Source organism: Veillonella sp., assembly GCF_019414865.1.
GTDB lineage: Bacteria > Bacillota > Negativicutes > Veillonellales > Veillonellaceae > Veillonella.
The window spans coordinates 1-9,760 of record NZ_DXLG01000060.1; the positions used below are offsets into that span (position 1 = coordinate 1).

9 protein-coding genes and 1 riboswitch are annotated in these 9,760 nt (G+C 38.2%); all 9 genes read right to left on the bottom strand.

The window, feature by feature from the left end:
• On the bottom strand, positions 1-1,278 hold a 1,278-nt coding region (locus tag QZ334_RS05105), incomplete at its 3' end, for an amidohydrolase (protein WP_295232459.1).
• A gap of 138 nt (positions 1,279-1,416) precedes the next feature.
• The gene (locus QZ334_RS05110) at positions 1,417-2,661 is read right to left on the bottom strand and encodes an adenosylhomocysteinase (protein WP_287534235.1); all 1,245 of its coding nucleotides are present in this window, start codon (positions 2,659-2,661) and stop codon (positions 1,417-1,419) included.
• Between the two features lie 162 nt (positions 2,662-2,823).
• Positions 2,824-3,888, bottom strand: coding sequence for an S-methyl-5-thioribose-1-phosphate isomerase (gene mtnA, locus QZ334_RS05115; protein WP_295232462.1), 1,065 nt, complete (start codon positions 3,886-3,888; stop codon positions 2,824-2,826).
• A 42-nt stretch (positions 3,889-3,930) separates the two neighbouring features.
• Positions 3,931-4,725, bottom strand: coding sequence for an S-methyl-5'-thioadenosine phosphorylase (gene mtnP, locus QZ334_RS05120; RefSeq protein ID WP_227720895.1), 795 nt, complete (start codon positions 4,723-4,725; stop codon positions 3,931-3,933).
• 107 nt (positions 4,726-4,832) lie between these two features.
• Complete coding sequence (gene hslO, locus QZ334_RS05125; protein WP_105089207.1) at positions 4,833-5,711, bottom strand: Hsp33 family molecular chaperone HslO; 879 nt, start codon at positions 5,709-5,711, stop codon at positions 4,833-4,835.
• Positions 5,712-5,905: 194 nt separating this feature from the next.
• Complete coding sequence (gene ribE / locus QZ334_RS05130) at positions 5,906-6,367, bottom strand: 6,7-dimethyl-8-ribityllumazine synthase (protein ID WP_024064376.1); 462 nt, start codon at positions 6,365-6,367, stop codon at positions 5,906-5,908.
• A gap of 71 nt (positions 6,368-6,438) precedes the next feature.
• Positions 6,439-7,641 (bottom strand): bifunctional 3,4-dihydroxy-2-butanone-4-phosphate synthase/GTP cyclohydrolase II, encoded by a 1,203-nt coding sequence (locus QZ334_RS05135; RefSeq protein WP_227720894.1) that lies wholly within the window; start codon positions 7,639-7,641, stop codon positions 6,439-6,441.
• A gap of 16 nt (positions 7,642-7,657) precedes the next feature.
• Positions 7,658-8,314 (bottom strand): riboflavin synthase, encoded by a 657-nt coding sequence (locus tag QZ334_RS05140; protein WP_227720893.1) that lies wholly within the window; start codon positions 8,312-8,314, stop codon positions 7,658-7,660.
• On the bottom strand, positions 8,295-9,509 hold the full coding sequence (gene ribD, locus QZ334_RS05145) for a bifunctional diaminohydroxyphosphoribosylaminopyrimidine deaminase/5-amino-6-(5-phosphoribosylamino)uracil reductase RibD (protein ID WP_295232473.1): 1,215 nt from the start codon (positions 9,507-9,509) through the stop codon (positions 8,295-8,297). Before ribD ends, QZ334_RS05140 begins: the two co-directional genes overlap by 20 nt.
• 68 nt (positions 9,510-9,577) lie before the next feature.
• Positions 9,578-9,693: riboswitch (FMN riboswitch) on the bottom strand.
• Positions 9,694-9,760: the final 67 nt, after the last annotated feature.

The window sequence follows — 9,760 nt, forward strand, 5'->3', positions numbered from 1 at the left end:
ATATTCTTGAGCTGACCTAATTTCTGAGCGAAGTTTTTCTTCATCAATAGTAAGCAATTCTCTATCTTTCATAAGAACTTTGCCGCCTACAATTGTAGTATTAGCATCAGAGCTATTAGCCGAGTATACAAGTGCTGCTAAATCGTTATAACGAGGCATCCAGTGCATACCAGATACATCATACAATACGATATCTGCGCGATACCCTTCAGCTAGTACACCTAGATCTTTATAACCTAAGGCTTTTGCACCTTCTACAGTGCCCATGTTCCACGCTGCTTGTGCCGGAATCGCTTTAGGGTCATAGAGACGCGCCTTATGCAATGTAGCAGCAAGGCGTACTTCTTCAAGCAAATCTGCATTATTATTAGATGCAGAACCGTCTGTACCAAGACCAACTGTAATACCTTTAGCAATCATTTCAGGCACTGGAGCAATACCACTTGCTAATTTTAAATTGGATTGTGGATTATGTGCAACAGCTACATTATTCTCTGCCATAATAGCCATATCTTCGTCTGTAACATGAACACAATGTGCAGCTAATGTAGTATTCCAGAATAAGCCTAAGTCATGCATATGAGCTATTGGTGTCTTGCCAGTAGCTTTTATAACATTCTCTACTTCCCCTTTTGTTTCAGACAAGTGCATGTGAATACCACAATTTAATTCATGGGATAAGGCAATAACCTTTTCCATATAGTCATCTGGGCAAGTATAAGGCGCATGTGGTCCCAATAATACCTTGATGCGGTCATTATCAAAGCCGTTCCAAGTACGGAATAAATCAGCATTTTCAACTAATGCTTGATCGGCTGTTGGAGATACACCTGCTAAACCACGAGATAGTACAGCGCGAATACCTGTTTCTTTTACTATCTCAGCTGTAGTATTCATAAAGAAATACATATCGCTAAATGTTGTAGTACCAGAGCGTAACATTTCAGCCACACCTAGTTGTGTACCATAACGTACATACTCGTCGTTAAGCTTGGCTTCAATTGGCCAAATTGCAGTTTCTAGCCAATCCATAAGCTCAAGATCATCTGCATAGTTTCTAAATAAGCCCATTGCAATGTGCGTATGAGTATTGACTAAACCTGGTGCGGCTAATTGGCCTTTACCATCTAGTACTTCCTTTGCAGAATCTTTTGCTTTTTCAATATCACTATCCTTTAAAATAGCAGCAATATAACCATTTTCAATTTCAATGGCATGATTTTTAAGAACGCCCTCATTAGTTAGGACGTCTACATTGGTAATCAATAAATCAGACATAGATTTCCTCATAGGTATAACCGAGCTAAAGTAGCTCGGTTATATTAGTAAAATTAGAAAACTAATACATCTAGCACATTGTTGTATAATATAAAACTATTAGCTTTCTATTAAATGTAGATGTAAATCGATTCGAAATTAATTTACTTTTGTAAGATAATCGATTTGATCTTGCGTTAAAGAATCTAAATCGTAACCCATGGAATTCAATTTTAATTTAGCAATTTCCGCGTCTAATTCATGAGGTAATACATACACCTTTGGTTCCATATCTTTGCCATTATGCAAGATATGTTCTGCTGCAAGAGCTTGCATAGCAAAGGATAAATCCATGATTTCTGCAGGATGACCATCGCCTGCAGCAAGGTTTACAAGGCGACCTTCAGCCAATACATAGAGTTTGCGGCCATCTGCCATAGTATAGCCTTCAATATTTTGACGAACACGTTCATGACTTACTGCAAGTTCTGTAAGATCAGCTACGTTAACTTCACAATCAAAGTGACCTGCATTACATAAGATAGCTTTATCTTTCATTACTTCGTAATGCTCTTTCACGATTACATCTTTACAACCTGTTACCGTACAGAAGATATCCCCTACTTTAGCAGCTTCAATCATAGGTAATACTTTGAAGCCATCAAATACAGCTTCAATAGCTTTAATTGGATCTACTTCTGTTACATATACATGAGCACCAAGGCCTTTTGCACGCATAGCAACGCCTTTACCGCACCAGCCATAACCAGCAACAACTACATTTTTACCTGTTACAGTTAAGTTTGTAGTACGCATGATACCATCCCAAACAGATTGACCTGTACCGTAACGGTTATCAAAGAGATATTTACAGTAAGAATCATTAACTGCAATCATAGGGAATGTCAATTGTTTTGCATTTTCTAATGCATAAAGACGATGTACACCTGTAGTAGTTTCTTCACTACCACCTAATAGGCGTTCTTTTGCATCTTGGCGAGTTGTGTGCAACAAATTTACCAAGTCGCCACCATCATCGATGATAATATGTGGTTTGTGATCAAGTGCCTTATTAAGGAAATGGAAGTATTCCTCTTCCGTACAATCATACCAAGCATATACAGTAAGGCCCATATCAACAAGACCTGCAGCTACATCATCTTGTGTAGATAATGGGTTGGAACCAGTTACGATAACATCGGCACCACCGCGTTTTAAAACAGTAGCTAAGTATGCTGTTTTTGCTTCCAAGTGAACACTTACAACAATTGTTTGACCTTTGAAAGTTTGTTCTGCTTCAAAGCGGTCACCCAATGTATTTAATGTAGGCATAAAGTTGGAAACCCAATCAATTTTCTTGCGGCCTTCTGCGGCTAAATTAATATCTTTAATTAAAGATTGCATAATATCTCCTTTTACTCATACAAGTAGATTAGATAAAAAATACATATGGTTAATCCACTTGGATTTATAGTTACTACATAATTTAGTTAGTATAGATACTTAATTATATAGATAATGTATGCGAAAAACCAAAAATGAAAATCTACAATATCAAATACTAGATTACTTAGATTCTACAATCTGACGTAGCTTATCAATAGATTCTTCATAGTTCGGTTTTAATACACCCTCTTCAGTAATGATGGCAGTTACCAATTCATGTGGTGTCACATCAAAGGCTGGATTAAGCACATCAATACCATTAGGCGCTGTTTGAACACCATGTAGAGATGTTACTTCATAATCGTCGCGCATCTCAATAGGAATATCAGCACCATTTTCAAGGGTAAAATCAAATGTGCTATATGGCGCTGCTACATAGAATGGAATGTTATGGAATTTAGCTAGTACTGCTACACCATAGGTACCAATTTTATTGGCTACATCCCCTTTTGTAGTGATGCGGTCAGCACCGACGATAACGGCATCAATGAGTCCATGTTGCATCGCATAGGCCGCCATATTATCAGTCTCAAGAGTAACAGGAATACCATCCTCATGCAGTTCAAAGGCAGTAAGACGAGCACCTTGTAATAATGGTCGTGTTTCATCAGCATACACGCGTTCCAACTGACCATTTTCATGTAATTTACGGACAACACCGAGTGCTGTTCCTAAACCGCCTGTAGCTAGTGCACCAGCATTACAATGAGTAAGAATACGAATATTCTTTTGTCCTTCAAATAATGTGGCCCCTGCTTCTGCCATACGGCGATTCAAAGATACATCTTCTTCATGAATTATAATAGCCTCTTTTGTAATGAGATCGACTACTTCACTCATAGAGGACATACTTTCAACATGCTCTTTTACAAGAGAAATAACACGATCTACGGCCCAAGCTAAGTTGATTGCGGTAGGACGAGTTTCCTTTAAAGTCTCACTAAATTCATATAAGCTTGTAAGTTGTTCACTAAACGGAACATCCAAACGGCCTGCTTCCATAGCAGCTAGAATAAGACCATAACTAGCAGCTACACCAATAGCAGGTGCGCCACGGACGCGAAGCATTTTAATAGCTTCGGCTACTTGGCGCCAATCTGTACAGTGAACATATGTAATTTCAGTAGGCAATTTAGTTTGATCTAATAATACCAGCGTATCTTTACGCCATTCAATATTAATCATACCTTCTCCTTCGATGAACTATTGTATTTCATTATGAATGGATTATAGTTTAAAGCCACCATATTCTTGCATGCGATTATGTGCGTCATAACGAGCATCTACATCGATTGCATCAATAGCACCTAAAATAAGAGATTTAAGTTGAGCTGCCATGTCGCCCATCATTTCTACCACTTCACCATGTGTCAAAGCAGATTCAGAAATACCTGCTGCATAGTTTGTAATCATAGAAATAGTAGCATATGCCATTTCAGCTTCATTCGCTAAATTTACTTCCGGTACATTTGTCATACCTACTGTATCACCACCGAGCATGTGGAACATTTTAATTTCTGCTGGTGTTTCAAAACGAGGACCTTCTGTACAAACATAGGTACCGCCATTATGAATTGTTAGGCCTTGTTCAGTACCTACCTTTTGAAGAATATCACGTAATTCAGGGCTGTAAGGATTTGTTACATCCAGATGTGCTACTGGACGGTCACCACCTTCATAGAATGTAGTGATGCGGTTCTTCGTGAAATCTAAGAATTGATCTGTCAAAACGAAATGACCAGGCTTGAAGTTTTCATTTAAGGAACCTACAGCTGTTGTAGAGATAATAAATGTAACGCCTAATTTTTTTAGACCCCAAATATTAGCACGATAGTTAATTTTATGTGGAGGAATTGTATGATCTTTGCCGTGACGAGCAACAAAGATTACCGTTTTCCCATGGTATGTACCTTGTACATAATCTATTTCACCATATGGTGTCATTAAGGATTCTTCATGAATATTTTCAAAGATGGATGGATCATAAACGCCAGTACCACCAATTACGCCAATTGCACTCATTGTGACCTCCTATTATTAATCACTCTATCTTTTATTTTCTCATAGAATAGAAAAACAGGCTATAGGAAAAACCTAGTAGCCTGTATTTTTCAACATATTATAAAGTTTTATTGAATTGGACCTTTAGGAGCAAACATATCTTGTAACTCTTCACGTGTGAAATGATATTTTTCATTACAATAGTGACAAACAAGCTCTGTTACTTCATCTTCTAGAATAGCCTCTTTATCTTCTTCTCTTAATGTCATGAGTACGGCACCAAAGCGATCGCGTCCACAACGACATTGGAAATGTATCGGTTCATTATATACTTCATTCACAGTTAAGCCATCAAGAACGCGTTCCATAAGACCTTTACCATCTGGATTTGCTTTTAAATATTCTGTAATTGGGCCTAATTCATTAATATTCTTTTCGACTTGGGCTAATGCTTCATCTGTAGCATCTGGTAAAGCTTGTACGATAAAACCGCCTGCCACAACAGTATGATAATCTGGATCTACCAATACACCTAAGCTAATAGTAGAAGGTACTTGCTCAGAAGCATATAAATAATAAGCCAAATCTTCTGCTACTTCACCACTTTGAATAGGACTTGTGGAGGTATAGTCTTGTGCTAATTGTGTAAAACGAGTTACTTGGACTTCACCATTATGGCCTACAGCAGCACCTACATCGAGCTTACCAGCTCGTTTTAAAGGTACATCTACATGTGGCTCATCCACATATCCACGAACTGTATTATCTGCAAAAGCATCTACGTGAACAACGCCTAGAGGACCATCACCTTTGATACGAAGACTTACATTTTCATGGTTTTTAAAGTCTCCAGCCAATAAAATAGCTCCTGTCATAGCACGACCTAAAGCAGCCGTTGCTACAGGCCACAAATCGTGACGTACGCGAGCCGTTTCAACGGTATCTGTTGTTACCGCTAAAGACATACGAACCCCTTCGCGAGTCGTAAAACGTTTTATATAATCCATTCTATCATTCCTTATTTCTAATTAATAAATCGTACACACATAATAGTGCTTTTATAGTATATCATGTCATAGAATTACTTTTCAATAATAGGGAATATATGTTCGTCTACACTAACTTCAAGTTAAAAGAACATATTTTCGATAATATAAAAACCCCCAGCATCATAAGATACTGAGTGTTTACTATGTAATTATTAGAATTGATCGATAAGATTAACCATTTCAATAGCGCCCATAGCACAGTCGTAACCCTTATTGCCAGCTTTAGTACCAGCACGTTCGATTGCTTGTTCAATGTTTTCAGTTGTTACTACACCGAACATAACAGGAATACCTGTTTCCAAAGAAACATGAGCAATACCTTTTGCCACTTCATTACATACATAGTCATAATGAGTTGTAGCACCGCGGATAACAGCACCAACACAAATAACTGCATCGAAGCGACCAGATGTAGCTGCTTTTTTAGCAATTAAAGGAATTTCATAAGCGCCTGGAACCCAGATTACTGTAATATCTTCTTCTTTTACATCGTGACGCAATAAGCAATCTTCAGCGCCACCAATTAATTTAGATGTTATGAACTCGTTAAAACGAGAGCCGATAATAGCAAATTTTTTACCAGAACCTAATAAGTTACCTTCTTGAACCTTCATTATGTTGACCTCCTATATTCCATTAAAGGAAATTCTTATGTCCGAATAATTTGTTAAATAAAACTAAATGATTAGTCTTCTAACATATGCCCCATTTTTTCTTCTTTTGTTTTCAAGTAGCCTGCATTGAATTTATTGGCTGCAATGATAAGCGGTACACGGCTAGTTACATCGATACCCCAATGTTCTAAACCATGGCGTTTTTCAGGATTATTCGTTAACAAGCGAATACTCTTAATACCTAAGAAACGAATAATTTGAGCTGCTAAGGAATATTCGCGCATATCTGCAGGGAAACCTAATTGTTCATTAGCCTCTACAGTATCTAAACCTTGCTCTTGTAAAGCATAGGCTTTAATTTTATTTGTTAAACCAATGCCACGGCCTTCTTGGCGCATATATACTACAACGCCTTTGCCTTCTTTTTCGATGGCACGTAACGCATGATCTAATTGCTCACCACAATCACAACGTTTAGAACCGAATACATCACCTGTTAAACATTCAGAGTGAATACGTACAAGAACATCGTCACAGTTTTGTACATTACCTTTAACGATAGCTAAATGTTCTTTATGATCTAAATCATTTTTAAATACAAAAATATTAAAGTCACCAAATTTAGTAGGTAGTTTAGAACAAGCACCGAGTTCTACCATATCTTCATGTTGTTTACGATACTCAATAAGTTCTGCTACAGATGCAATTTTAAGATTATGTTCTTTAGCAAATTGTAATAGATCTGGCAAACGAGCCATATCGCCATCGTCTTTTGTGATTTCACAAATAACAGCAGCCTCTTGTAAGCCTGCTAAGCGACAAAGGTCGATAGATGCTTCTGTATGGCCTTGGCGAACTAATACGCCACCCTCTTTATATACTAGAGGGAATACGTGACCAGGACGACGGAAGTCTTCTGGTTTAGCATTAGGATCTAATAATTTTTGAATTGTATACGCACGTTCTGCTGGAGATACGCCTGTTGTAGTATCTACATGGTCTACAGTAACAGTGAAAGCTGTTTCATGATTGTCTGTATTTTTAGCAACCATTGCAGGGATGCCAAGCTTTTCTAAGGCTTCACGACGCATTGGTGTACATACGATACCGCGCGCATATTTAACCATAAAGTTAATATTTTCTTGTGTAGCAAACTCTGCAGCAATGATAAGATCGCCTTCATTTTCACGGCTTTCATCATCAACGATAATAACAGGTTTACCAGCTTTAAGGTCTTGTAAGACCTCTTCAATTGAATGTAATTGTTCGCTCATAGGAACGCTCCTTACTTTATATAAATCCATTCTCTACTAAGAGGGATTGCATAGATTTCTTAGGTTTCTCTTTGGTAGGTTCACTACCAAGATTCATAAAATGACGAATGTATCGACCAGCGATATCCGTTTCTAAATTGACCTCCGTCCCAATATGGGCAGAACCTAGAATGGTTTCGCTCAAGGTGTGAGGAATGATCGATACGGAAAAACTGCTGTCCGTTCGTCGCATAATAGTGAGGCTAATACCATCGATAGTTATAGATCCCTTATAGATAACATAATCCATAACAGATTTTGGAGCCTCTATGGTAAAGATAATGGCATTATCCGTTTGTTCCCGGTTAATGATGCGGCCTGTACCATCTACGTGACCTGCCACAATATGACCACCAAATCTACCGTTAGCAAGCATAGCTCGCTCTAAATTGAGTGGTTGATGAACTTTCAAATTTGTGAAAGTAGTCATCTTAATTGATTCAGGCATTACATCGGCTGTAAATACGCCATTACCAATGGTAGTAGCTGTCAAACATACACCGTTAACAGCTACGGAGTCACCGATTTTTAAATCGCTAAAAATCTTATCCCCCCGAATTGTAATGGCTAAGGATTTAGGGCCCTTTTTAATGCTTTCTACACGGCCGATTTCTTCAACGATTCCCGTGAACATAAGCGCCCCTCCTTCCTTCACGATACGCTTCGATACGAATGTTATTATCTAATACTTTAGTTTTTGTAAAAGTTAACTGTGGAGAAGATTCTAAACTTTCAAAGCCACGACCACCTACAGCAGGTGTAGCCTCTGTTCCACCGATTATTGTATTACCAATATAAGTAACTACCTTATCAAAGTTCAATGTTTCTACAAATGAACTTATAATGGCAGAGCCACCTTCAACTAATAATGAAGTATAACCAAAATCGCCCAACTTCGTAAGAATATCATCAATAGATAATTTCTTAATATCTATGACAATATCTGTGCTTTTACTTTTACGAGTAGACACTGATTCAACAACCGTTACAAGAGCTCCTACTTGTTCTAAAGCCTGTATCCGTTCTTTAGGACAACCTTTAGATACAAATATATGAACCTTGCGAGTATCTACTTCAAATACACGACTTGTGGTAGGCGTTCTACCAAGACTATCTAGGATAATTACATCTGGTTGATGGACTGTAATCGGCTCATCAAGAATATTTCTATCCAATATAGCATCTGCTAATTCATCATCACTGAGACGACAGTTTAGCTGTGGATTATCTGCTAAGATTGTACCAATACCAACGAGCATAGCATCATGAGTAGCACGTAGTACATGTCCATCACGACGGGAGGATTCATTAGTAATCCATTGAGATTGGCCTGTAAACGTGGCAATCTTACCATCAAGGGACATAGCACTCTTAATAGTTACAAAAGGTTTTCCCGTCTGTATATAGGTAAAGAAATGCTCATTAAGCTCAGCACATTCATCACTACAAACAGGAACGACAACTTCAATTCCCGCTTCTTTAAGAAGCTCAATACCTTTACCAGCAACAAGTGGATTAGGATCTGTACTGCCGATGACTACCTTAGCTATACCTGCTTCTATGATACGAAGTGCACAAGGTGGTGTTTTACCATAATGAGAACAAGGCTCTAATGTCACATATAAAGTGGCACCTTTAGCATTATCACCCGCTTGATTCAGTGCATGCACCTCGGCATGAGCCGTACCAGCTTTGTGATGATAGCCTTCACCGATTATTGTATTGTCTTTTACCACTACAGCACCCACCAAAGGATTTGGTGAAGTATGTCCTGTGGCTAATTTTGCCAGTGCAATGGCGCGTTTCATATAAGCTACGTCATCCACCATATCACCTCAATAAAAAAAGGACTATATACATAGTCCTTGGGTAATCATAATTGCGCACAACAAATGCGCCTCGTCTTTTCTCATCCAGACTGTACTGTCGGTATCGGAATTGCACCGATTCATACCCATAAGGTTCGCGGACTATACCGCCGGTAAGGAATTTCACCTGTCCCCAAAGACTTATCTATTTTCTTTATGAATTAATAGTAACACTTTTATTAGGGTTATGCAAGAAGTATAGATTTATACTG